Origin of the sequence: Filibacter tadaridae, from assembly GCF_900609045.1 — a bacterium.
GTDB classification, from domain to species: Bacteria; Bacillota; Bacilli; order Bacillales_A; family Planococcaceae; genus Sporosarcina; species Sporosarcina tadaridae.
Window position 1 is genome coordinate 121,751 of the sequence record NZ_UXAV01000020.1, and the last position, 24,311, is coordinate 146,061.

Sequence of the window (24,311 nt, forward strand, 5' to 3'; positions counted from 1 at the left end):
TACATCCATTTTATACAATCATTTTACAGATACTAGTAATTATTTTGTGAATTTACTAGTCCTCATTTCAATAATTCCACACTTTAAACAATTAATCTCTCCGTTTTTAGATAATCATCGCACTTTTAGTCGGTGATTTTACGACAAAAAACACGTTACTTATCCGAATAGTTTCGGCAGTAACGTGTTTTTCGATTTTGTATGACTAACGTCAAACGCTGTATTACAAATGATGGCAGTAACCGGGCACCGGGTGTATAGTTTTATTGTAAAACGGATTCGTGTTGACTCCAGTCGATATTGACGAACTTGTTATATTCCTTTGCAAATGCGAGTGTGACAGTTCCGGTTGGACCGTTACGTTGTTTTGCAATGATAATTTCAATCATATTTTGGTTTTCAGTTTCTTTGTCATAATAATCTTCACGGTATAAGAATGAAACAATATCGGCATCTTGCTCAATACTTCCTGATTCTCGAAGATCTGACATCATCGGTCGCTTGTCTTGACGTTGTTCAACACCACGAGACAGCTGAGATAAAGCGATAACTGGCACTTTTAATTCACGAGCAAGGCCTTTTAACGAGCGGGAGATCTCCGATACTTCCTGCTGTCGGTTTTCTCCGGAACGCCCACTGCCTACAATAAGTTGCAAGTAATCAATCATAATCATGCCTAAGCCATGTTCTTGCTGCAAACGACGACATTTTGAGCGAATCTCATTTATACGGATACCCGGTGAATCATCAATGAAAATACCGGCATTCGACAGACTGCCCATGGCCATTGTCAACTTACGCCAATCCTCCGCTTCAAGAGCACCCGTACGAAGCACAGATGCATCAATATTACCTTCCGAACAAAGCATACGCATGACAAGTTGTTCTGCACCCATCTCCAAACTGAAAATAGCAACATTCTCATCAGTCTTTGTCGCTACATTTTGTGCAACGTTAAGTGCGAAAGCCGTTTTACCGACGGACGGTCGTGCAGCAACAATAATCAAATCGTTCGGCTGGAAACCGGCAGTGATTTTATCCAAATCTCTGAATCCTGTCGGGATACCCGTAACGTCGCCTTTGCGTGTATGAAGTAATTCAATGCTGTCATACGTTTCAACTAGGACGTCTTTAATATGCCTGAAGTCGCCTGCATTTTTCCGATTGGATACTTCCATCATCTTTTTTTCTGCTTCTGATAACAATGTCTCCACTTCGTCTTCGCGTGTGTAACCATCTTCGACGATTGACGTAGCTACACGGATAAGACGTCGTAGAAGCGCCTTCTCTTCTACGATATGGGCATAGTGTATGATGTTAGCTGCGGTTGGCACTGCATTCGCAATTTCAGTCAAATAGGAAATTCCACCGACATCTTCTAACTCTTTCCTTGCAGATAGTTCTTCTGTTACTGTTACGACGTCGATTGCCTGTCCTTTGTCACTCAGGTTAATCATTGTATTAAAGATTTTTTGGTGCGCCATTCTATAGAAGTCTTCTGGCATTAGGAGTTCTGCCGCCGTAATAAGCGCAAGTGGTTCCAGGAAAATTGCTCCGATAACCGACTGTTCCGCTTCGTTATTATGGGGTGGAACTCGATCGATCATCTGGTCCATCTGTCTATCTCCTTACTTTTCTTCTATTACATGTACTTTTAATACTGCCGTTACGTCTTGGTGGATTTTAATCGGGACATTTGTGAAGCCAAGTGCACGGATAGCATCAGGCAGTTCCATTTTCCGTTTGTCGACTTTGATGCCTTCTGTTTTATTCAATGCATCTGCAATCTGTTTTGTTGTGATTGAGCCGAATAACCGTCCGCCTTCACCTGATTTTGCTTTCATTTCGATAGTGATATTGTCGATTTTTTCCTTCAGTACTTTTGCTTCCGCAAGTTCTTCTGCTGCATCTTTTGCTACCCGTTTCTTTTGCCCTTCAAGTTTACTCATATTCCCGGAAGTGGCTTCAACCGCCATATTATTTTTCAAAAGGAAGTTTTGTGCATAACCAATTGATACTTCTTTCACTTCACCTTTTTTACCTTTTCCTTTTACGTCCTGCAAGAAGATTACCTTCATGTTGAATTTCCCCTTTCCCTTTATCTGTATTCTACTGATTTCGTTATTTCTCAGAACCTGTTTGCATTTCTTCTAGTATAGATTGTAGCACTTTTTTGGCCTCTTCCACAGATTCAACCTCTAGTTGGCAAGCCGCATTAGTTAAATGACCGCCGCCTCCAAGTTGTTCCATGACAAGTTGGACGTTCAATTCACCGAGTGAACGTGCACTTATCCCAATTTTACCGTCTGCGCGGGGTGCAATGACGAATGAAGCGGAAACACCTTGCATTGACAGTAGAAGATCCGCCGTTTTGGCAATAAAAACAGATCCATAGGTATCCAGGTCATTGCCTTTTGCAATTGCTATTCCATTCATGAAAAGTTCAACTGTTTCAATCAGTTTCGAACGTTCAATATACGTCTCAATGTCTTCTTTTAGTAAGTTCTGGACAAGTACCGTATCTGCTCCATTCGTCCTTAAATAGGATGCCGCTTCAAATGTCCTTGCACCCGTACGGAGCGTAAAGCTCTTTGTATCAACAATAATTCCCGCAAGTAATGCAGTCGATTCAAGCATCGTAAGCTTCTCATGTTTCGGCTGGTACTCAATTAGTTCCGTTACCAGCTCAGCAGTGGATGATGCATAAGGTTCCATGTAAACAAGCATCGTATTGTTGATAAACTCCTCACCTCGTCTATGATGATCGATGACAACAACTTTCTCTGCCTTGTCTATCACCTTCTCATCGATAACCATGCTTGGTTTATGTGTATCCACTACGATTAGAAGTGACTTTTCGGTCATCATTGATAACGCATCTTCCGGTGAGATGAATTGACTATACAGCTCTTGGTTTTGCTCTATCTCTTCCATCAGCTTTGTTACACTAACATCGAATTCGTTTGAGTTAACAATTACATACCCTTCGATATTATTCATCCGTACCATTTTCCGAACACCAATAGAGGCACCGATTGCGTCCATATCAGGCATTTTATGGCCCATGACAAATACTTTGTCGCTTCCTTGTATTAAATCGCGCAAAGCATGCGAAATCACTCTTGCCCTTACTCTTGTTCTTTTCTCCACAGGGTTCGTCTTGCCGCCGAAAAACTTCAGTTTACCGTCAGTACGCTTAATCGCCACTTGGTCGCCGCCGCGTCCGAGCACAAGATCCAAACTCGACTGCGCCAATTCACCTAACTCGATAAGCGAGGCAGACCCCATTCCGACGCCTATGCTTAACGTAAGTGCAGTGCTTTGCTTGGCGGTAGTTTCCCGGATATCGTCTAAAATTGAGAACTTCGTTTTCTCCAATTCAGCTAAGGTTGCTTCATTGAAAACTGTTAGGAAACGATCACTAGCTATACGTTTGGCAAAAATACCATTTTCCGTCGCCCAACGATTGACGAGTGATGTCACAAGTGAATTCAACTGACTTTTTGTTTGGTCATCCATTGCTTGTGCAAGCTCATCATAATTATCGACAAGTATAATGCCCAAAACGGTACGATCGGCATAATAAAGAAACTCCATTTCCACCTGCTCCGTAATATCAAACAGATAAATAAGTTTCTCATCCGGTTTGTAAAAAGCCTTGAAGGATTGTGTACCAACCTTTACCACATTTTGTTCCACACTATCGTTCTTCATAATCGAATGGAACTGTTTTGATAAAGTAAATAACTCATCACCAATAAGTGTCTCTTTAGCAAATATCTTTGCCGCATACGGATTTGCCCAGTCAATCGTATTCTTTTCGTCAATTAGAATGATGCCGATTGGTAATTCCAAAAGTGCTTCCTTGCCGACATTCTTCATCCTATATGATAGCGTCTCGATATGTTTCTCGGTTTCAACATACGTCTGATCTTCTACTTTCCATGCAAACCCGATTGTTGTTACAAACAGGACAGCATATAAAAGACCTATCCAGAAGTTGGTCAAAAGCAAAAGAATAGCCGCCATCACGCCAAGGAGCGACAACACCGTCAGTGGATAACGAATAGCTCTTTTTCTGAAAAGTGACGTCATTGTCTCATCTCCTCACTTCATCTTGCCTTTTCCAATCCAAGCCCGAACATTCATACCCGCATCCACTATCCCAAGTATTGTTGTTATAGGGCTTAACACTAATGCAAGTAAGGTTGCTACAACAGTTACAACCTTTGGCAGCTTCATTTCACTCAAGTAGTAATGGATAAATGAAATTCCTTGCAGCAAAAAGAGAAATCTTAAAATGATTGTCGCGTTCACCGAAATCAGAAATAGGTTCGTTCCCGGTTCCATTTTGATCATATACGGTGTAATCAGCAGAAGTCCGTATAGGATGACCGTTATTACAGGCAATTTCATATTGCGGAATGGTTGAAATGTCGATACATTATGACCAAGACGTTTTACAATAGCAACGTTAGGAACAACGATTGTAAAAGTAACTAGATATGCCATGATGATGAAAATTGATGGAAGTGCATATTCGTAAAACGTGAAACTGGCCGCCATTGCTTCATCGAAACCTTCAGGCAGTCCACCGTAGCTTTCCATTAGCGTTTTTACTTGGTCCTGTGCTGTGCGCATATTCTCGAATACTTCTTCAATAATGTTGAATTTAAAAAATAATACAGCCCCAACATACATAATCATTCCTGTGATCAGTAGTGCAAGACCTGATGCCATGAACGTATATAATTTTGTTTTACCCGTTTTAAGCGTGTCACCTATAACTAGACCTAGTAGTCCGTGAACAAACGCAAAAGGAACAAGTGCTATTCCGCCTATTAACACTGAAAGGAATATACCCACTACTGTAACAAGAACCGATAAGGCCCGATCATAACGTAATCGATAAAGGATAATGGGCAGTGGGATGAACAGCATCGTAATAACACCGATAAGCGGTACATAAAATGATACTGCCAGTAGGATGACAAATAATGCAATCATCATGGCTCCGTATGTAATTTTTCGTGCGTTATCTTGCATAATCTAATTTCCCCCGGTCATTCGTTGGCTAACAATTTTTGTCCTTTAACGGTCTTTAGTCGCACCGCTAAATAGTTTCTCCAATTGTATCATATTTATTGTTTTTAAACCAAAAATGGAATGCATGTTCCTGTTACTTTCTAATAAAAAAGACCGCCTTCATACCGGTGTTGCCGGTTTGTTGGGGCGGTCCATTGTGCTTAAATTATCTTTCTTCCGAGCTAAATGGAAGAAGTGCCATGATACGTGAGCGTTTGATTGCAAGTGTCAATTTACGTTGATACTTCGCGCTTGTACCAGTTACACGACGAGGCAAGATTTTCCCACGCTCAGAAATGAATTTCTTAAGCAGGTCAGTATCTTTATAGTCGATGTGTGTAATTTTGTTTGATGTGAAATAACAGACTTTACGGCGTCTTTTGCCTCCACGACGTGGTGCCATATCGTTTCCCTCCTTACTTGATCGTCACAGACTTTGAAATCATTAGAACGGCAGGTCGTCATCCGATACTTCTATCGGACCACTACCTGACGAGAATGGATCATCATCAGTACGTGTATAATTTTGTTGATTCGGTTGGTGATTTTGTTGACTTGACTGTTGATAGTTCGGTTGCTCATTCTGCCGGGAACCATAAGATGGCGCTCCCTGTGCAGATCCGGATCGATCGGCATTCGCATTGCGCGGTTCAAGAAATTGCGTGCTATCTGCTACAACTTCTGTTGTATACACACGCTTTCCGTCTTGTCCTTCGTAGCTACCCGTCTGAATACGACCATCTACTCCAGCAAGACTTCCTTTTCTTAAAAAATTCGCAACGTTTTCAGCCTGTTTTCTCCAGGCAACACAACTGATAAAGTCGGCCTCTTTTTCGCCTTGTGCGTTTTGAAAAGCCCGATTCACTGCCAGCGTAAAACGCGTAACAGCAATACCCGTTTGTGTATACTTAAGCTCTGGATCTTTTGTCAGTCTTCCTACTAAAACAACTCGGTTAATCATCAGAATTCAACCTCCCTCATCATTTTGTAAGTTTCATAATTCACATATCTATAGATCAGTCTTCGATGCGGATCGTCATATGACGAATGATTTCTTCGTTGATATTCGCAAGACGTGTAAACTCGTCGACTGCTTCTGTACCAGCATTTAACTTAACAAGCTGATAGAAACCTTCGCGCAAGTCGTCAATTTCGTAAGCAAGACGGCGCTTACCCCACTCTTTTGACTCGATGATTTCCGCACCATTAGAAGTTAGGATTTCGTCGAAACGTGCGATCAATGCTTTTTTAGCTTCATCTTCTACCGTTGGGCGGATGATGTACATAATTTCGTATTTTCTCATCTTTAGTCACCTCCTTATGGACTTTGGCCCTGCTGATTGCAGCGGGCAAGGAGCAAGTAAAAATTATTACTCACATCAATACATTCTAGCACGATGATGTTAATTTTTCAACCTTTATTATTGTATACTATTGAAAGAGGTGATTTTAATGGATGAACTTCACGAACCCGACCATGTAATTGCAATCGATTTACTGAAAGTGGCGAAGAGCAGCTTACGCATCACTATACTAACAGCTCTGCTTTTTATCTTTTTAAAGATTGTGATTGATAAAGGGTTTTCTTTTACGATTACCTTATGGTCAGTTGTCATCTTCATCACTGGCTATATTGTTCTGATTGTGTTGCATGAGCTTTTCCACTTACTTGGTTTCCGAATCTTCGGCCGCGTCCCGTGGAGGAAAATGGTGGTCGGCGTCAATCTTAAGTTGGGCATCGCATACGCAACGACAGATCAGCTAATGACGAATCATGCCATTCGCAAAGCACTTCTGCTTCCATTTTGGACAACGGGTGTTGTACCTGCTATTATCGGATTATATTATGGTAATGGATTGTTGCTTGGCTTGGCCGCTGTATTAATCGGTGGAGCTGCTGGTGATTTTGCGATGTATAAGGAATTACGGAAACTGCCTGATGATTGGCTGATAAAGGATGATCCACAGCTTCCCAAATTATACGCCTATGCACCCGACCGATTGGACCAATGAAAAAATGCCGTATCTACCTGTTCGTAGAATACGGCATTTTTGTTGTGTTACACGGCTAGTTAACCAATCATGCCTGGATTTTGAAGTGGGTTATACGTTAAAACGGAATAACATAACGTCTCCGTCTTTGACGATATATTCTTTTCCTTCAAGACGGACTTTGCCAGCTTCTTTCGCGGCAGCCATCGATCCAGTTTCAACAAGTGCATCATAAGCTACCGTTTCAGCGCGGATGAAACCACGTTCGAAATCTGTATGGATAACACCTGCACATTGCGGGGCCTTCATCCCTTTGCGGAATGTCCATGCACGTACTTCTTGAACACCTGCAGTGAAATACGTTGCAAGTCCTAGAAGATGATAAGCTGCTTTGATAAGTTGGTCTAATCCTGATTCTTTAATACCCAACTCCTCAAGGAACATCTCTTTTTCATCATCTTCAAGTTCCGCCATCTCTTCTTCGATTTTCGCACAAACGACAATAACTTGTGCATCATCTTGTGCTGCGAATTCACGGACACGGTTTACATACTCATTCGTATCGGCATCTACAATTTCGTCCTCTGCAACGTTTGCAACATACAGCATCGGTTTAATCGTCAATAAGTGCATGCCTTTAACAAGCGCATATTCTTCATCAGTGAATTCAACTGAACGGGCGGGTTTCTCGTTTTCAAATGCATCTCTTAGTTTGGCTAATACAGGTTCTTCCGCCATTGCATCCTTATCTTTTTGTTTTACCATTTTCGTTACGCGTGTCCATCTTTTTTCAACACTTTCCATGTCTGCAAGAATCAGCTCGAGGTTAATGATTTCGATATCATTGATTGGATCAACTTTGCCTGATACATGTGTAATATTTTCATCCACAAAACAACGAACCACTTGGCAGATTGCATCTACTTCACGAATATGGGACAAGAACTTGTTCCCAAGTCCTTCCCCTTTACTTGCCCCTTCAACAATACCAGCGATATCCGTAAACTCGAATGCAGTTGGGACTGTTTTCTTCGGTACAACCAGTTCCGTCAACTTTCTAAGACGCTCGTCCGGTACTTCTACGATTCCCACGTTCGGATCAATCGTACAAAACGGGTAGTTTGCAGCTTCCGCCCCCGCTTTTGTAATTGCATTAAATAATGTTGACTTCCCTACGTTCGGAAGTCCTACGATTCCAGCTGTTAAAGCCATTAAATTCCCAACCTTTCATCTATATGACGCGTCTTCTTTTCTCTACTCAACTCTTCCATTATAAGGACAACGCTAAGGGATGTCCATCTGTGTTCATGGCTCGGCTCTTACGAGTACCTTTTTCATTTTCTTTGCAAATTCGTTACGCTTAATCATGACACTATGTCCGCAACCTTCACATTTGATACGTACATCTGCACCCATCCGGATAATTTTCCATGCATTTGTCCCACATGGATGCTGCTTCTTCATCTCAACTATATCGTTTAAATCGAATATCTTTCTTTCCATCTACCTAGCACATTCCTTTCCTACCCTATCTTTATAAATCCTTAAATGACTTTGTTACCAACTAATTTCCGTAGGGTGTTTTCCCTTTTCTCTGATTTACGTAACGGTCCTTTTAACTTCACTTTAAACAAACGCCGGATAATACTCTTTCCTACCTGGACTACAATTACTGCCAATGTAATGATGAAAACTATTTTAAGTGTTGTAAGGCCAAGCCCAATCCAGGTCTCTTGACTGAAAAGAAGTTTTTCAACCTATTAGTACGTTTTTAATTAACTCCACAATTCTCCCCCCTTCGTATAATTCATGGGTTAGCTGTATATAGTATGTACAAGGGCTACTATAAACATTGGATTAAAGATTTCTATTTAAGGCATCTACGCTAAGTTTATACCGAAAGTCATTTGTTCAACATATATACAGTATTTACAATAAAGTATAGAATGGGAGTGTTTTTATGCGAGCTGCTCTTTCTACAACTTGTGATTTCCGGATTCATTATAAAGAAGTGGGTGCCGTTTGGAAACTTAGTTCATTATTCCTTGAGCATATTCCGTTCCACGAGGAAAATATCGTTTTTTTCTGTATAGGAACTGATCGCTCCACTGGCGATGCACTAGGACCGTTAACCGGTTCTTTCCTTACTGAATCTCCCTTATTTCCTTTTCCAGTAGTAGGAACATTGGAAGATCCGTTACATGCATTGAATTTACAGCAACGATTGGACGAAACGATTCAATCTTATCCATCCGCTTTCATAGTCGCAATAGACGCTTGTCTTGGCAAAGGCGGTTCCATCGGCCAATTGCTCATCCAGAGCGGCCCTCTTCATCCCGGCAAAGCAGTTGGAAAAGAGTTGCCTTCAGTTGGTGATGTAGCTATAAAAGGCATTGTTAATATTGCCGGTTTCATGGAGCATGCAGTACTACAAAGTACTCGACTTCTTCTTCCTTATGAAATGAGCCGTATTCTAGGTCGTTCTATGCAACTCGCTTATGGACGTTCAAAGTCATAACGTATATACAATCGTGACGACAATCCCAACGACAAGTATACCTGGAATAAGGTTTGCAACCCTTATTTTTGTCAGTCCAATTAGATTCAGACCAATTGCAAGAATCATCAAACCTCCGGTGGCTGTCATTTCAGATATGAAAAAATCCAATAATTCATCAGGCACAAAACGACTAATTTGTGTTGACAATAAAGTGATAATTGACTGATACAGAAATACAGGAACAGCAGCAAACACAACACCAATACCCAGTGTTGAGCTTAGGATGACCGAAGTAAATCCGTCAATAATTCCTTTCATGAATAGTACATCATGGTCATTTCTTAACCCGCTATCAATTGCTCCGATAATCGCCATTGAACCTACAACAAATATTAAAGTTGCTGTTACAAAGCCTTGTGCAATATCAGAACCGCTGACTTTTGAGGGCATCTTGCTTTCAATCCACCCTCCAAGTCGATTCACTTTTTCATCAAGGTTCATCCATTCACCAAGTACTGCACCAAACACAATACTAATAATTACAATGAGAATCTGCGAACTTTCGAATGTCATTTGTATCCCAATGACCGCGACTGTAAGTCCGATTCCATACATAACTGTTTCTTTCATTCTTTCAGGTATATTATGTAATATCCGTCCTAAGAATGCACCGAAAATGATTAAAAGGGCATTAACAATTGTTCCAAATAAAATCATAGACTTACTACCACCCTTTAAAAATAATACCTACTTTGCTCTGAACGCAAAATAGGTATCCATTTACTCACTTAATAATTCAATTATTCGTTCAAGATCATCTTCAGAGAAAAATTCGATTTCTATCTTCCCTTTGTTTTTAGTTTTCTTAATTGTCACATTCGTACCAAAGTATTCGCGTAAGTTAGTCTCACGTTCGGCTAAAACGAGGTCTTTCTTTTTTTCAGTTTTTGTTTCACGTGGAACATCTTCATTCATACCTTGAACAAGTCGTTCAAGTTGGCGAACATTAAGTCCTTCTTTCAATACCCGTTCGGCTACAAATATAATTTGCTCTTTTCTATGTAGGCCAAGCAAGGTACGACCATGCCCCATCGAAAGCTTTCCTTCAGTGATATAGTTTCTTACCTTTCCCGGGAGCGTTAATAATCGGATATGATTGGCAATATGCGGCCTACTCTTACCTAGTCTAAATGCTAGTTGCTCTTGTGTAAGCCCGAGGTTTTCCATCAGATTATGATAGGCCTCTGCTTCTTCCATTGGCGTTAAATCTTCTCGTTGAAGATTTTCAAGAACAGCAAATTCCATCGTCTCTTCATCAGTCAGGAAACGAACAACGGCAGGGATTTCATCGAGTCCGGCCATTTTTGCAGCACGGAAACGTCTTTCTCCAACTACGATTTCATAAGTTGTTCCTTTTTTTCGAAGTATAATCGGTTGAAGTATACCGTGTTCCTTTATGGAAGCGCTTAGCTCAATAATCGCATTTTTATCAAATATTTTTCTTGGTTGATAGGGATTCACTTTAATACTTTTCACATGAATCTGTTCGACAGATTCCGCTTTTTTGAGTGATTCTCCTGGAAATAAAGCATTAAGTCCTTTTCCGAGGCCTTTAGTCATTGTGCACCACTTCCTTTGCAAGCTCTACATACACTTCTGCACCGCGTGATCTTGAATCATAAATGATAATCGGCTCTCCATGACTTGGAGCCTCGCTTAATCGTACATTTCGCGGAATGATTGTTTTATATACTTTATCTTGAAAGTATTTTTTTACCTCTTCAATTACTTGTATCCCTAAATTTGTTCTTGCATCAAACATGGTCAACAATACGCCATCAATCGTCAAATCCTCGTTCAAATGCTTCTGGACAAGCCTTATTGTACTTAATAGCTGACTTAGTCCTTCAAGTGCATAATATTCACATTGGACAGGTATGATAATTGAATCGGATGCTGTTAACGCATTGATGGTCAACAATCCTAACGAAGGCGGACAATCTATTATTATGTAATCATACATATTCTTTGCTTCTTGGATTGCATGTTTCATTCGGACTTCTCTTGAAATCGTCGACACTAACTCGATTTCCGCCCCGGCCAAAGAAATGGTTGCCGGAACGACATCGAGGTTTTCCACTTTTGTTGGACGAATAACTTCTTTAATATCAACGTCATCTATTAATACATCGTAAATGCATTGATTTACATCACCCTTATTGACGCCGACTCCACTTGTCGCGTTCCCTTGCGGATCAGTATCTATCAAAAGAACTTTTTTGCCTATATAAGCAAGGCAAGCACTTAAGTTTACGGATGTTGTCGTTTTTCCGACACCTCCCTTTTGATTGGCAATTGCTATGATTCTACCCACACTTGCACCTGCTTTCCTACTGCTAAAAGATTGTATTGTTCAACTTGTGAATAACTACTACTAATATAGCAAATAAAGCTCAATATGTGGAGTAATCTGTAACAAAAAACTCTTGCTATCATTGAGCAAGAGTTTTGGTTTCACTTTTTCTTCGGTATTTTCACGGTTATCAAGTAAAAGTCATCTGAATCCTCTTCTGCTGTTTCTACATTGATACCGCTTTTTGTGACAAGTGCTAGTGATTGTCGTATTGTATTGACAGCAATTCTTACATCCTTACTCACAGACTTTCTGCGAGAAGCAATCTTTTTCTCTTTCTTACCTTCTTCAGGATGCAACAATTGGTGTACACGGTTTTCTAATTGTTTAACATTCAGTTGTTTTTCAATCACTTCTTTATAAGCGAGTAATTGTAACTCATTATCTTTTAAAGGCATTAAAGCTCTAGCGTGCCGTTCCGATATTTCCTTTGCCATAATCGCATTTTTTATGTCATCTGGAAGTTTCAATAACCGTAGTTTATTTGCTACTGTCGATTGTCCTTTTCCAAGTCTTTGTGCTAACGCTTCTTGTGTCAATGAATGTAACTCAAGGAGTTTTTCATACGCATAAGCTTCTTCTATAGCTGTCAGTTCTTCACGTTGTAAATTTTCAATAAGTGCGATTGAGGCTGTTTCTTTATCATCCAATTCTCGAATGATTGCTGGTACTTCAGACCAACCCAACTTTTTCATCGCTCGGTATCTTCGTTCTCCCGCGATGATTTCATACTCATCATTACCGGTACCACGTATAACAATCGGTTGAATGACACCGTGCGTATGAATTGTTCTAGCAAGTTCTTCTATTTTCTCTTCTGAAAAAACTGTCCGCGGTTGATATTTATTGGGTTTAATAGAATCTATTTTTACCTGCACTATTTTTTCCGATTGATTACTTTCATTTACCAGTAAATCTTCTTCTATATCTTCGCTTACTAGCGGATTTTCCCCTTTATCCCCATTTCCAAAAAATCGTGAAAAAGGACTTTTCATTCCCGGCACCACCTTTTTATGACTGCTTCCTAATTCAATTAATTCGGCATGTATATAGATTATCCTCTATACTCTTTGTTCCACGTGAAACAATTTAGTGGATTGGCGACTTATTGGGTACCCCTGGCTTGCGTGGATACTTCTTAGGTGTATTTTTTAACTTTTCAAATACGAAAATATTACGTTCACTATTTTCTACAGGCAATATAAATGAATATTCTTCTTTAATGGTGGCGCCTAGAATGGAAATTGCCTTTTTTGCATCTGCCATTTCATTGTCTGCAGCTGCACCCTTCATGGAGATAAAAAGACCATTTACTTTAACGAGTGGTACACATAATTCAGCCAATACAGACAGACGAGCAACCGCCCGCGCAGTAACAATATCAAACTTTTCACGGTACTTTTGATCTTGGCCGAAGTCTTCTGCTCTTGCATGGACAAAGTGAACATTCTCAAGCTGAATTTCTTCTACCAACTGACGCAAGAAACCAATTCTTTTATTCAATGAATCTACGATTGTCACGTTAAGTTCAGGATAGCAGATTTTTAGTGGAATACTTGGAAACCCTGCTCCTGCCCCTACATCACAAATAGACTTAGGTCCGCTCCAATCACTATAAAAAGCAGCTGTAATGGAGTCGTAAAAGTGCTTTAAATAAACGGATGGTGCATCCGTTATTGCTGTTAGATTCATTTTCTCATTCCACTCTACGAGTAGTTTGAAATAATGATTGAACTGAGTGATTTGCTTATTATCCAGTTCAATTCCTTGTTCTTTTAGTGCTTGTACAAATTGCTCCTCGTTCATCAATACTCCCCCTTTTGAAAAACGTATACCTTCTTGTCTGTTAAAAAAACCGATGCGGAAATCTACTCCGCATCAGCCATCTAAACAGTTCAGCTTGATACTTTAGCAATTTTCCCTTGTTCAATATAAACAAGGAGGATTGATATATCAGCAGGATTTACGCCAGAAATACGTGATGCTTGTGCAATAGACAATGGTCGTACTTCATTTAACACACTTTTTGCTTCCGTTGCGATACCTGATATTGCATTATAGTCAATGTTTTCGGGTATTTTCTTATTCTCCATTTTTTTCATTCTTTCAACTTGTTGCAATGACTTTTCGATATAACCTTCATATTTAATAGAGATTTCAACTTGCTCCTCCACTTCCTCGGAATGTTTTTCAGTGGGAGGAACCATTCTCTCAATTTGGTTATATTTAATCTCAGGACGTTTTAGAAGATCCGCCGCTTTCATCGGTTCCCTTAAATCAGAGCCGTCCGTTTCCTGAATAATCGCTTGTACCATTTCATTTGGCTTGATGGTAGTTTGACGTAGTCTAGTAATCTCATCATCAATTTGTTGTTTTTTCATCAGGAACGCATCATGCCGTTCTTCACTGATTAATCCCAACTTGTAGCCGATTTCCGTAAGTCGCATATCAGCATTGTCATGACGTAGTAACAAGCGGTATTCTGCACGAGATGTAAGGAGTCTATATGGCTCGCTTGTCCCTTTTGTTACGAGATCATCGACTAATACACCGATATACGCATCCGCACGTCCTAGGATAACTTCCTCTTTCTCAAGCACATTGGCAGCAGCGTTGATGCCCGCCATAAGACCTTGAGCAGCTGCTTCTTCATAACCTGATGTTCCGTTAATCTGACCAGCTGTATAGAGGTTACGGATTTTTTTTGTTTCAAGCGTTGGCCATAATTGTGTTGGCGTGATAGCATCATACTCAATTGCATAGCCCGCCCGCATCATTTCAGCCTTTTCAAGTCCAGGAACACTTTCGATAAGCATTCTTTGTACATGTTCCGGCAAACTCGTTGATAATCCCTGTACATATACCTCATTTGTGTTCCGACCCTCAGGTTCAAGGAATATTTGGTGGCGTGATTTATCTGCGAATCGTACGATTTTATCTTCGATGGATGGGCAGTAACGTGGACCTTTTCCTTTAATTGCTCCCGAGTACATTGGAGATAAATGTAGATTCTCATTGATGATTTCATGTGTACGAGGTGCCGTATACGTTAACCAACAAGGTAATTGGTCGGTGATGAATTCAGTTGTTTCATAACTGAATGCCCTTGGTTTTTCATCGCCTGGTTGAATTTCTGTTTTGCTGTAGTCAATTGTTCGGCTGTTAACACGCGGCGGTGTCCCCGTTTTAAAACGAACCATATCAAATCCAAGCTTCTCTAGGTTTTCTGCCAGTCCGATTGACGGCATCTGGTTATTCGGACCGCTTGAGTATTTCAAGTCCCCGATGATAACTTCACCTCGAAGAAATGTTCCTGTTGTAATAATGACCGTTTTTGCACGATATACCGCACCTACTTGCGTGAAGAGGCCTTTAACTTCTCCATCTTCCACGATCAAATCTTCAACGACTCCTTGATGGAGCGTCAAATTTTCTTCTTCTTCAAGTATTCTTTTCATTTCCTGTTGGTAAAGGACTTTATCCGCTTGCGCACGTAGCGCACGTACGGCTGGTCCTTTCCCTGTATTTAACATCCGCATTTGGATATGTGTTTTATCAATTACTTTACCCATGGCACCGCCCATTGCATCGATTTCCCGCACAACAATTCCTTTCGCAGGTCCTCCGAGCGATGGATTACACGGCATGAAGGCAATCATGTCGAGATTCATGGTTAATACGAGCGTCGATGCACCCATTCTAGCAGCGGATAATGCTGCTTCTACGCCGGCATGTCCAGCCCCAATGACGATGCAATCGAACGTGCCTGCTTCAAATTTTGACATGTTCTAGTTCCTTCCTTCTACTTTTATTTCCCGAGGCAGAATTGCGAGAATAACTGATTGATAAGACTGTCCTGAACCGTATCCCCAATAATTTCACCGAGGATTTCCCATGTCCGTGTGACGTCTATCTGTATAATATCAACTGGTACGCCTTCATCGGCCGCACCTAATGCATCTTCTATTGTTGTACGTGCATTGTGCAATAACGCAATATGTCTCGCGTTTGAAACGTATGTCAAATCGCCTGCTTCAAGATTCCCTTCGAAAAAGAGACCAGCGATTGCTTCTTCTAATTCATCCACTCCTTCATCTTTCAGAAGGGAAGTGGTAACAATTTTTACATTACTAGTAAGTTGTTTGACTCTTACCAAATCAATTTTCCGCGGAAGATCGGTCTTATTAATGACGATAATCGTATCCATCCCTGAGACTGCTTCGAAAAGCCGTTCATCTTCTATTGTAAGTTCTTCAGCACTGTCAAGAACAAGTAGGATTAAATCTGCTTCTTTCAGCACTTTTCTCGACTTCTCTACGCCTATTCGTTCTACAATATCTTCCGTTTCTCGGATTCCTGCGGTATCAACAAGGCGAAGTGGTACACCCCTTACATTAACGTACTCTTCAATAATATCACGCGTTGTCCCCGCTATGTTGGTTACAATCGCTTTATTTTCTTGGATAAGACTATTTAGCAATGAAGATTTCCCTACATTCGGTCTTCCAATAATAACAGTAGATAGCCCTTCTCGTAGGATTTTCCCTTGTGATGAGGTGCGCAACAGCTTATCTATCTCTTCTTTTACCCATGTACATTTCTGGATCATAAGTGGAATAGTCATTTCTTCAACGTCGTCGTATTCAGGATAGTCGATATTCACTTCCACCTGCGCTAACGTTTCAAGTAATGCTTGTCTAAGCCCACCAATCAATCTGGACAATTTTCCATCCATTTGAGTCAATGCCACGTTCATCGCTCGATCCGTCTTTGCACGGATAAGGTCCATGACTGCTTCAGATTGAGACAAATCGATACGTCCATTGAGAAAAGCGCGTTTTGTGAACTCACCTGGCTCAGCAAGGCGCGCACCTTCTTTTAAAATCAGTTGAAGCACCCTATTCACCGCCACTATACCACCATGACAGTTCACTTCAACCACGTCTTCTCGTGTAAATGTTTTGGGTGCCTTCATAAGCGACACCATTACTTCCTCAACAGTTTCACCAGAAGTGGGATCTATCAAGTGTCCATAATGAATTGTATGTGATGGTTCGTCAATCAACTTTTTCCCCGCAGGCTTGTGAAAAATTTTATCTGCGATTTGCACGGCTTCATCCCCACTAAGTCTGACGATGGAAATCGCACCTTCTCCCATTGGAGTAGATATGGCAGCTATTGTATCAAAATGCACTCTTATCACCTTCCTAACTTAGTTACACACATGTGGATAACCTTTTTCCGGACATGACTATCTAACATAGTATAATAACACAAAATACGTCACCATCATAGTATCCGAATCAGAAAAATGTGGATAACCTTTTTCCTTTTTAGACAAAAAAACCTTGCAAAGACGGATATCTTTGCAAGATTGCAGTTTTGCTTTATCGAATGGACTGGATAACAAGGTATCTATACGGGTCAGATCCCTCGGAATATGTCTCAATATCGGGCCGGTTTGACAAAGTATGATGAATAACTTTCCTTTCGTAAGAAGGCATTGGTTCAAGTTGAACTTTTCGTCCGCTGCGAACTGCTTTGTCAGCCATCCGATCCGCAAGTAACTGAAGTGATTGTTCACGTCGTTCGCGGTAATCACCAATTTCAACACGAACAACCTTAAATTCGTTGGAAAACTTATTCGCCACAAGTTGTGCAAGTTGCTGCAGCGCATTCAATGTTTGTCCGCGTTTACCAATTAAAATTGCCGCTTTGTCACTTTCCAAATGGAAGGTGACATATTTCCCATCAATCACTTGACTGACTTGAATATCCTCAATTCCCATTTCAACAGCCATCATTTTCAAGTACTGAGCGGTTTTTTCAATGGCTGCCTCGTCAGATATGTCCTTTTCTCGTACCTTCTCAAGTTCTTCGGATTTACCAGGCAGTTCGGAAGTCTTCTCTTCATCCATATCCAATTGCACATCTACTTTTTCTGGTTCAATTATTTTCAATTCTTCTTTCGGCACAGCAACTTCTTCAGTGACGAAAGGTTCATTCACACTTATCATGGTTAGAGTCACTTCAGCTTCTTTTACACCAAAACCGAGAAATCCTTTTTTCCCCTTATCGTTCACTTCCACATTCACTTCATCACGTGTAGCGCCGAGTTCTGCCAATGCTGACGTGATAGCCAATTCAACTGTGGGTCCCCTTCGCGTCACTTTTTTCATTTCTTTTTACCTCCCACTTTTACAGGTACCACTTCTTTTTTCTTAAATGGTTTGTAAATGAAGACATTTTGTATAAACGAAATGATATTACCGATCACCCAATATAATGCCAATGCTGCTGGTAGGAATGATCCAAAAACCATAATCATGACGGGCATGATATACATCATTACTTTCATTTGCGGATTAGCCATCGCCGGTCCGGTACGAAGAACAACAAATTGGATGAGTCCAGCTATAATTGCAAGCGTTATACTTGGAGCTGCAAGCTCAAACCAAAGAAACTTCCCTATGTCGTACGTAACATTCATCCTGCTGATTGCATGATAGAAGCCAAAAAGAATCGGCATTTGTATAATAACCGGTAAACACCCTGCTGCCGGATTAACCTTCCGTTCCGACATAATTTTCTGCATTTCAGTTCGATACTTTTCTTGCGTAACAGCGTCCTTTGATTTGTATTTTACTTTAAGCGCATTCAGTTCTGGTTGAATCTCTTGCATTTTTTTTGAGCTTTGCGTCTGTTTTATCATCAATGGAAGCAACACTAACCGAATGATGATTGTAACTACAACAATTCCTAACCCATATGATCCAAGTAACTCCTTAAATACAATTATTAGAGAGACCAACGGCCAAACAACATACTTACTCCAAAATCCTTCACTGTCTACAGTAATTTCCTTATTAAAATCCCCACATCCTGCAAGAAATACAGTCAGTACTGTCAGGATGAGAATAAGAACTAACCTTTTATTCATTTTCAAATCGTTTCCCCCAAATCTCATCTTCTTCCATCATATGTCCCCGCATAACGCTAGTCCCAGTTTATCATTTTCGATTGCACCAATCTACTTCTTCTCTCTTTTTAATACTTTTGCTATACGTAAAACATGCTGTAAGCTTTTCTTCGTTTCGTGAAAATCCAATTTGGCCGCCTGATGTCGGGCGATGATGACATAATCCATATTATCCTGGACCTCTTCCTTCATTTCCAAGAAGGATTGTCTGATATACCGTTTGATCCTATTTCGTGTTACGGCATTTCCAACCTTTTTACTGACAGACAATCCTATTCTGAATTCGATTTGTCCTTCCTTCCTTAAGGAATACACGACAAATTGTCGATTCGCAATTGACTTGCCTGTTTTGAATACTTGTTGAAACTCTTTGTCCTTCTTAACCCGCTGGCGTTTATTCATTGTATACACCTGCTCCGTCACTATAGTTATTGTTTTTAATGCAACCAATAAGAAATTGGTCTTTCTTCTATAGTACTCATATTTGTATTAATTTAAAAAGAAAAAAAGACCACTGAGGCAGTGGCCTTATGCTGATAGCACTTTTCTTCCTTTGCTTCGACGAGCTGCAAGAACTCTGCGTCCGCTTTTCGAGCTCATTCTTGCACGGAAACCGTGAACTTTACTACGTTTACGTTTATTTGGTTGGTAAGTACGTTTCATCTATTAAGACACCTCCTGCATGAATGTCGAATTTACTACATTGTGTGTGACAGTCTTGAACAGTATATCGGATTTATGATACATATGTCAACCACTATTTCACCGTTGTAGTACATTCGTTTTCGACCTTGACTGAATCACTAATTTGTTATCCACAAATCATTTAGCATTTTCATGATTCAAATGTTCATAGTTTTTTCTTCTAATTTTTTATGCACAAACCTTATCGACAGCTTTTTCACATACTAAAGCCTGTGGATAAAGATTCTATCCACATCAGACAACGATGTGGATAAGCTACCGTAGTCCTTGTAATGATTATCAATTCCTGTTACAATGAATTGGATTTTGTTGTGCACATATTACCACCAACTTTTCGTTATCCACAATTGTTAATACATTGTGGATAACTTTTTCAACACATCTTATTATTTGTTATCCACACAACGGAAAACTGTGTATAATACATACTCTCGGTATTAAATTTTATGGCAAAGGAGGCACAGGTTTGGAACATTTAGATGAACTTTGGAGCGCAGTACTCTCACAAATTGAAAATAAGATCTCCAGACCCAGTTATGAAACTTGGCTGAAATCTACAAAGCTAATGGCTTATGGTGAAGAAAATGTAACAATCGCCGTACCCAATTCATTCTCAAAAGACTGGCTAGAAAATCATTATGTTCATCTTATTACTGGGATTCTATCCGAATTGACTGGCGAGGACCGACTTATCCTATTTGTAGTTCCAAAGGATATGGAAGAAAATGATTTTGTATTGCCGAAGCCGTCAGTGAAACCAATAGAAAAAGTACAACCAGTATCAGCACCTGGCATGCTTAACCCCAAATATACATTTGATACATTTGTTATCGGCTCCGGAAACCGGTTTGCTCATGCAGCTTCACTTGCTGTTGCAGAAGCACCCGCAAAAGCATACAATCCCTTGTTCATCTATGGTGGCGTAGGACTTGGAAAGACGCATTTAATGCATGCGATTGGTCACTATGTACTTGAACAGAATCCATCGGCAAAAGTCGTTTATCTTTCCTCTGAAAAGTTTACAAATGAATTCATTAACTCAATTAGAGATAACAAAGCCGTTGAATTTCGTAATCGTTATCGAAATGTCGACGTGCTCTTAATAGATGATATTCAATTTCTTGCTGGAAAAGAACAAACACAAGAGGAATTTTTCCATACATTCAATACACTTCACGAAGAAGCAAAACAAATTGTCATTTCAAGCGATCGACCACCGAAAGAGATTCCAACACTTGAAGATCGTCTCAGATCCCGTTTTGAATGGGGCCTTATAACGGATATAGCCCCTCCTGATTTGGAAACAAGAATTGCCATTTTACGTAAGAAAGCCAAAGCAGATGGACTTATTGATATCCCTAACGAGGTAATGCTATACATTGCCAATCAAATCGATTCAAACATTCGAGAACTTGAAGGTGCTCTAATACGGGTAGTTGCCTACTCATCACTTGTAAATGCCGATATATCAACAGATCTTGCTGTAGAAGCATTAAAAGACATCATTCCAAACTCAAGACCGCGTGTTGTAACGATTCTCGACATCCAAAAATCAGTCGGTAATCATTTTAGTATTCGTTTAGAAGATTTCACTGCAAAAAAAAGAACGAGGTCTATTGCATTCCCCCGTCAAATTGCCATGTATTTATCAAGAGAACTTACTGATTTCTCCTTACCTAAAATCGGTTCTGAGTTCGGGGGCCGCGATCATTCCACTGTAATTCATGCACATGACAAGATTTCAAAGATGCTAAAAGATGATCAATCCTTACAGCAAGATATCCAAGATATACGAAACGTACTTGGTAGAGAATGACCTGTGTATAACCTAGAATAAGAGTGACATACTAGTAAACAGGTTATACACATGTGGGAAACTATATTTCGACAAGAAAAAACATAGTTATCAACATTTCCACAGGACCTACTACTATTACTACTATTTAATTACTAATAATTATTATATAAGCGAGGTTGCGAGATGAAATTTGAAATCATGAGAGATCGATTGCTTGATGGATTAAGTGACGTTATGAAAGCAATAAGTCAAAAGGTTGCAATTCCTATATTGACGGGGATAAAAATCGAAGCCAACGAAAAAGGGATAACAATGACAGGCAGCGATTCAGACATTACAATTTGTACGTTCATACCTGCTGAAGAAAATGGAGAACAGATCATTCATGTATTCGAAAAAGGAAGTATTGTACTTCAAGCCAAAGTCTTTAGTGAAATTGTACGCAAACTACCAACGAATGATGTAACGATTGAAGTAGCAAGTGGATTACAAACACAAATCACTTCGGGCAAGTCGGATTTCCATCTGATAGGATCAGATGCGGAGGATTATCCTATTCTCCCTGAAGTGAAAGATGAATATAGTTTTTCAATGCCAAGCGACTTGATGAAATCTATTATTCGGGAAACGGTTTTTGCTGTTTCACAACAAGAAACAAGACCCATACTGACTGGCGTTCATTGGGAATCGAAAGACGGTGGACTTTCTTGCATTGCAACGGATAGCCACAGACTCGCAAGAAGACTAACAGTTCCTGAGAACATGCCGGAAATTCCTTTTAGTGTTGTTATTCCAGGAAAAAGTTTGCAAGAATTGAATAAGATTTTACCGGACAACACTGAGATAGTTAACATCGTTATTGCAGACCAGCAAATTTTGTTCAAGACGCGAAATGTTTTATTCTATTCACGGTTGCTGGAAGGCAATTACCCAGATACCTCACGTCTTATCCCTGCCGAATACAAAACATCGTTGATAGTCAACGGCCGTCTTCTCCTTCAAGCAATTGACCGAGCTTCACTTTTGGCACGGGAAGAACGAAATAATATCGTTCGATTTAGCACTAACGAAGGAAAAGGTATTGAGATTTCTTCTAATTCGCCTGAAGTTGGGAAGGTTGAAGAGCTAGTGGAGACAATCGAAGTAAGCGGTGAAGAATTGAAAATATCATTTAGCGCCAAATATATGATGGATGCTTTAAAAGCAATTGACGGCCAGGATATAGCCGTGCATTTCACTGGAGCTATGCGTCCATTCATTTTAAAATCAGTTGAAGATGACTCCATATTGCAACTGATTTTACCAGTACGGACATACTAATTTCTGAAGGATAGTCACTTAAATTGACTATCCTTTTTACTTACGGTTGAAAGTTAGGTAAACTAGAGGGATAGACTAACATGCGAAGGGTTGAGACCGATGGAAGAACTTGAAATAAACACGGAATTTGTAACACTAGGTCAATTATTGAAAATGACGAATGCAATTAGCTCCGGTGGTATGGCAAAATGGTTCCTTGAAGAATACACCGTCTATGTTAACGGCGAGGAGGAAAGACGTCGCGGCAAAAAACTTCGCCATGGCGATATTGTAAATGTACCGGAAATAGGTAAGTTCAAGATAAAAGATCTATTCATGGGACAAAAGGATGTACATTGAACGACTTGCATTGACTGATTACCGGAATTATGCAGCACTTGAATTGTCTTTTTCCCCGGAAATCAATGTTTTGATTGGCGAAAATGCCCAAGGAAAAACCAATATCATGGAGGCGATTTACGTCCTTTCCTTGGCAAAATCGCATAGAACCTCTACTGATCGTGAATTGATACGGTGGGATCAGGAGTATGGTAAAATAGAGGGAGACATACAACGTAAGTATGGTCGACTACCGCTTGAACTGGTTATTTCAAAAAAAGGTAAAAAAGCGCGCGTTAATCATCTTGAACAAAATCGCCTAAGTCTTTATATTGGACAGTTGAATGTTGTCATGTTTGCCCCTGAAGATTTAAACCTTGTAAAAGGAAGTCCTCAGGTGAGAAGAAGGTTTCTAGATATGGAGATTGGACAGATTTCCCCAACTTACTTGCACGATCTCTTGACGTTTCAAAAGTTACTGAAACAACGCAACGCAATATTGAAGGATAACCGAGGTAAATTAGACTTCAATGATGTGATGTTTGATATATATACAGAACAGTATATTCAAGTGGCTGTGCAAATTATTCGTAAACGTTTTCACTTTATGGAACTGTTGCAAAAATGGGCAGAACCAATCCATAAAGGGATTTCCCGTGGAATTGAATCTCTTGAAGTCTCGTACGGGACATTAAAAGAGTTCAATTCTGGACAGACTGTAGAACAAATGGAATTGATACTCGGTCAGCGTTTGCTTGAAGTGAAGCGTCGTGAGTTGGAACGTGGTATGACACTGGTCGGCCCACATCGCGATGATCTTCACTTTTACGTGAATGGATATGACATCCAAACGTATGGTTCGCAAGGGCAACAGCGTACAACGGCGCTGTCCCTTAAACTTGCAGAAATTGAGCTTGTGAAACAAGAAGTAGGTGAAACACCTGTATTGCTATTGGATGATGTGTTGTCTGAACTTGATAATTATCGTCAATCACATTTATTGAACACCATTCAAGGGCAGGTGCAAACATTTGTCACAACGACGAATATAGCGGGAATTGATCATGAAACAATTCGGCAGGCAGATGTATTCGAAGTTACAGCAGGCGAAGTTAGCCGTAGGGGCTAGATCTAGATAACAAGCTTAAACACAGGCATGTAGTCGTATAGATGTTGGACGTTCAGAAAGGAAAGGTGAACA

At 40.2% G+C, this 24,311-nt stretch carries 26 protein-coding genes; 6 read left to right on the forward strand and 20 right to left on the reverse strand.

Features of this window, described 5'->3' with window-relative positions; translation table 11 throughout:
- Positions 1-263 precede the first annotated feature (263 nt).
- From dnaB to rpsF, 7 genes are all read right to left on the reverse strand, one after another.
- Complete coding sequence (dnaB, locus tag FILTAD_RS03510; RefSeq protein ID WP_124069123.1) at positions 264-1,616, reverse strand: replicative DNA helicase; 1,353 nt, start codon at positions 1,614-1,616, stop codon at positions 264-266.
- A gap of 12 nt (positions 1,617-1,628) precedes the next feature.
- Positions 1,629-2,078: a 50S ribosomal protein L9 gene (gene rplI / locus FILTAD_RS03515; RefSeq protein WP_124069124.1), complete on the reverse strand. Its 450-nt coding sequence runs from the start codon at positions 2,076-2,078 to the stop codon at positions 1,629-1,631.
- 43 nt (positions 2,079-2,121) lie between these two features.
- Positions 2,122-4,095, reverse strand: a complete 1,974-nt coding sequence (locus FILTAD_RS03520) for a DHH family phosphoesterase (RefSeq protein WP_124069125.1) — start codon at positions 4,093-4,095, stop codon at positions 2,122-2,124.
- Between the two features lie 12 nt (positions 4,096-4,107).
- Positions 4,108-5,046 carry a YybS family protein gene (locus FILTAD_RS03525; protein ID WP_124069126.1) on the reverse strand — a complete coding sequence of 313 codons (939 nt, stop codon included), beginning with the start codon at positions 5,044-5,046 and terminating at the stop codon, positions 4,108-4,110.
- 205 nt (positions 5,047-5,251) lie between these two features.
- Positions 5,252-5,488: a 30S ribosomal protein S18 gene (rpsR, locus tag FILTAD_RS03530; protein WP_124069127.1), complete on the reverse strand. Its 237-nt coding sequence runs from the start codon at positions 5,486-5,488 to the stop codon at positions 5,252-5,254.
- A 42-nt stretch (positions 5,489-5,530) separates the two neighbouring features.
- Positions 5,531-6,046, reverse strand: coding sequence for a single-stranded DNA-binding protein (gene ssb / locus FILTAD_RS03535; RefSeq protein WP_124069128.1), 516 nt, complete (start codon positions 6,044-6,046; stop codon positions 5,531-5,533).
- A gap of 55 nt (positions 6,047-6,101) precedes the next feature.
- Positions 6,102-6,389, reverse strand: coding sequence for a 30S ribosomal protein S6 (gene rpsF / locus FILTAD_RS03540; protein WP_124069129.1), 288 nt, complete (start codon positions 6,387-6,389; stop codon positions 6,102-6,104).
- A 148-nt stretch (positions 6,390-6,537) separates the two neighbouring features.
- Here rpsF and FILTAD_RS03545 point away from each other — a divergent pair, with 148 nt between their 5' ends.
- Positions 6,538-7,098, forward strand: coding sequence for a DUF3267 domain-containing protein (locus FILTAD_RS03545; protein WP_124069130.1), 561 nt, complete (start codon positions 6,538-6,540; stop codon positions 7,096-7,098).
- Between the two features lie 90 nt (positions 7,099-7,188).
- Here FILTAD_RS03545 and ychF read toward each other — a convergent pair whose 3' ends face one another.
- Both ychF and FILTAD_RS03555 read right to left on the reverse strand, forming a co-directional pair.
- Complete coding sequence (ychF, locus tag FILTAD_RS03550) at positions 7,189-8,289, reverse strand: redox-regulated ATPase YchF (protein ID WP_124069131.1); 1,101 nt, start codon at positions 8,287-8,289, stop codon at positions 7,189-7,191.
- 93 nt (positions 8,290-8,382) lie between these two features.
- Positions 8,383-8,580, reverse strand: a complete 198-nt coding sequence (locus FILTAD_RS03555) for a DUF951 domain-containing protein (RefSeq protein ID WP_124069132.1) — start codon at positions 8,578-8,580, stop codon at positions 8,383-8,385.
- Between the two features lie 457 nt (positions 8,581-9,037).
- Between FILTAD_RS03555 and yyaC the strand changes: the two genes are divergently transcribed.
- Positions 9,038-9,595, forward strand: a complete 558-nt coding sequence (gene yyaC, locus FILTAD_RS03560; RefSeq protein WP_124069133.1) for a spore protease YyaC — start codon at positions 9,038-9,040, stop codon at positions 9,593-9,595.
- Here yyaC and FILTAD_RS03565 read toward each other — a convergent pair.
- From FILTAD_RS03565 to rpmH, 11 genes are all read right to left on the reverse strand, one after another.
- Positions 9,590-10,294 (reverse strand): DUF554 domain-containing protein, encoded by a 705-nt coding sequence (locus tag FILTAD_RS03565; RefSeq protein ID WP_124069134.1) that lies wholly within the window; start codon positions 10,292-10,294, stop codon positions 9,590-9,592. The genes yyaC and FILTAD_RS03565 overlap by 6 nt on opposite strands.
- Before the next feature lie 63 nt (positions 10,295-10,357).
- Positions 10,358-11,197, reverse strand: a complete 840-nt coding sequence (locus tag FILTAD_RS03570; protein WP_124069135.1) for a ParB/RepB/Spo0J family partition protein — start codon at positions 11,195-11,197, stop codon at positions 10,358-10,360.
- Positions 11,190-11,951, reverse strand: a complete 762-nt coding sequence (locus FILTAD_RS03575; RefSeq protein WP_124069136.1) for a ParA family protein — start codon at positions 11,949-11,951, stop codon at positions 11,190-11,192. Before FILTAD_RS03575 ends, FILTAD_RS03570 begins: the two co-directional genes overlap by 8 nt.
- A 140-nt stretch (positions 11,952-12,091) precedes the next feature.
- Positions 12,092-12,985: a nucleoid occlusion protein gene (gene noc, locus FILTAD_RS03580; protein WP_124069137.1), complete on the reverse strand. Its 894-nt coding sequence runs from the start codon at positions 12,983-12,985 to the stop codon at positions 12,092-12,094.
- A gap of 94 nt (positions 12,986-13,079) precedes the next feature.
- Entirely contained in the window at positions 13,080-13,796 is a 717-nt protein-coding gene (rsmG, locus tag FILTAD_RS03585) for a 16S rRNA (guanine(527)-N(7))-methyltransferase RsmG (protein WP_124069138.1), read from the reverse strand.
- An 89-nt stretch (positions 13,797-13,885) separates the two neighbouring features.
- Entirely contained in the window at positions 13,886-15,775 is a 1,890-nt protein-coding gene (gene mnmG, locus FILTAD_RS03590; protein ID WP_124069139.1) for a tRNA uridine-5-carboxymethylaminomethyl(34) synthesis enzyme MnmG, read from the reverse strand.
- A gap of 23 nt (positions 15,776-15,798) precedes the next feature.
- Entirely contained in the window at positions 15,799-17,184 is a 1,386-nt protein-coding gene (mnmE, locus tag FILTAD_RS03595) for a tRNA uridine-5-carboxymethylaminomethyl(34) synthesis GTPase MnmE (protein ID WP_124069140.1), read from the reverse strand.
- Between the two features lie 193 nt (positions 17,185-17,377).
- A complete protein-coding gene (gene jag / locus FILTAD_RS03600) occupies positions 17,378-18,169 on the reverse strand; it encodes an RNA-binding cell elongation regulator Jag/EloR (RefSeq protein ID WP_124069141.1) in 792 nt (263 codons plus the stop codon).
- Positions 18,166-18,930, reverse strand: a complete 765-nt coding sequence (gene yidC / locus FILTAD_RS03605) for a membrane protein insertase YidC (RefSeq protein WP_124069161.1) — start codon at positions 18,928-18,930, stop codon at positions 18,166-18,168. Before yidC ends, jag begins: the two co-directional genes overlap by 4 nt.
- Before the next feature lie 90 nt (positions 18,931-19,020).
- Positions 19,021-19,371 carry a ribonuclease P protein component gene (rnpA, locus tag FILTAD_RS03610; RefSeq protein WP_124069142.1) on the reverse strand — a complete coding sequence of 117 codons (351 nt, stop codon included), beginning with the start codon at positions 19,369-19,371 and terminating at the stop codon, positions 19,021-19,023.
- A gap of 126 nt (positions 19,372-19,497) precedes the next feature.
- On the reverse strand, positions 19,498-19,632 hold the full coding sequence (gene rpmH / locus FILTAD_RS03615) for a 50S ribosomal protein L34 (RefSeq protein WP_124069143.1): 135 nt from the start codon (positions 19,630-19,632) through the stop codon (positions 19,498-19,500).
- Positions 19,633-20,140: 508 nt separating this feature from the next.
- On the opposite strand from rpmH, the gene dnaA reads away from it, so the two are divergent.
- The 4 genes from dnaA to recF all read left to right on the forward strand — a co-directional run bounded on the left by dnaA (position 20,141) and on the right by recF (position 24,239).
- Positions 20,141-21,490, forward strand: coding sequence for a chromosomal replication initiator protein DnaA (dnaA, locus tag FILTAD_RS03620; protein WP_124069144.1), 1,350 nt, complete (start codon positions 20,141-20,143; stop codon positions 21,488-21,490).
- Between the two features lie 165 nt (positions 21,491-21,655).
- On the forward strand, positions 21,656-22,792 hold the full coding sequence (gene dnaN, locus FILTAD_RS03625; RefSeq protein WP_124069145.1) for a DNA polymerase III subunit beta: 1,137 nt from the start codon (positions 21,656-21,658) through the stop codon (positions 22,790-22,792).
- A gap of 99 nt (positions 22,793-22,891) precedes the next feature.
- Positions 22,892-23,131 carry a S4 domain-containing protein YaaA gene (gene yaaA, locus FILTAD_RS03630; RefSeq protein WP_124069146.1) on the forward strand — a complete coding sequence of 80 codons (240 nt, stop codon included), beginning with the start codon at positions 22,892-22,894 and terminating at the stop codon, positions 23,129-23,131.
- Entirely contained in the window at positions 23,121-24,239 is a 1,119-nt protein-coding gene (gene recF / locus FILTAD_RS03635; protein ID WP_124069147.1) for a DNA replication/repair protein RecF, read from the forward strand. The genes yaaA and recF overlap by 11 nt, the downstream gene beginning before the upstream one ends.
- The last annotated feature ends 72 nt before the right edge of the window (positions 24,240-24,311 follow it).